Raw genomic sequence first — 812 nt, 5'->3', positions numbered from 1 at the left:
CTGATAACCGCTGAATCCAGATCGCCATCTAAATCGCTGATGGTGTAAATAATGGAGTCTGAACCAAAGAAATCTGCATCAGGTGTATAATCTATGCTTGAGCCAGCATTAATGGAACCTGTTCCATTTACTGGTCCGGTGATATGCGTAATGGTTAAACCGCCACGATCCGGATCAAGGTCATTTACCAATGGAGAAATGTTAATGCTGTTATCCTCCAAAACTGCAGCTGCATCATCAATTGCAACCGGAAGATCGTTCACCGGAGTCACGGTTATATGAATCCATGCCGTGGCAGTCTGATTATTGGCACCTACTTCTTCAACCTGATACTGTATAGAATCCGGACCATTGAAGTTTGCATTCGGTGTATAAGTCAGATCCGAACCGGAGATCACAACAGAACCACTATCCGCAGCAGTCAAAATACTTATCGTCAATCCTGTTCCGTCAGGATCATTATCATTAGTTAATGGAGAAATCACAACAGCCACATCTTCATCAGTAGTAACTGTATCATTTACAGCAACCGGTGCATCCGTGTCATCAGGTGTAACAGTAAACCTGATAACCGCTGAATCCAGATCGCCATCTAAATCGCTGATGGTGTAAATAATGGAGTCTGAACCAAAGAAATCTGCATCAGGTGTATAATCTATGCTTGAGCCAGCATTAATGGAACCTGTTCCATTTACTGGTCCGGTGATATGCGTAATGGTTAAGCCACCGCGATCGGGATCAAGGTCATTCACCAAAGGATCAATATTAATACTGTTATCTTCAAGTACAGTTTCAGTATCATCAATAGCAAC

Annotated in this window: 1 protein-coding gene; it reads right to left on the bottom strand. The window is 42.6% G+C overall.

Going from position 1 to position 812, the window contains the following annotated elements; translation table 11 throughout:
- Positions 1–812: Ig-like domain-containing protein (locus tag ACE01N_RS20555; protein ID WP_380592970.1), on the bottom strand; the 812-nt coding region annotated here is incomplete at both ends.

Origin of the sequence: Quyinboa ferrireducens (assembly GCF_042436675.1) — a bacterium.
Taxonomy (GTDB): Bacteria; Bacteroidota; Bacteroidia; order Bacteroidales; family UBA5342; genus JBHJHP01.
Note: the sequence above shows the minus strand (reverse complement) of the source record. Positions and strands in the feature narration are given on the sequence as shown.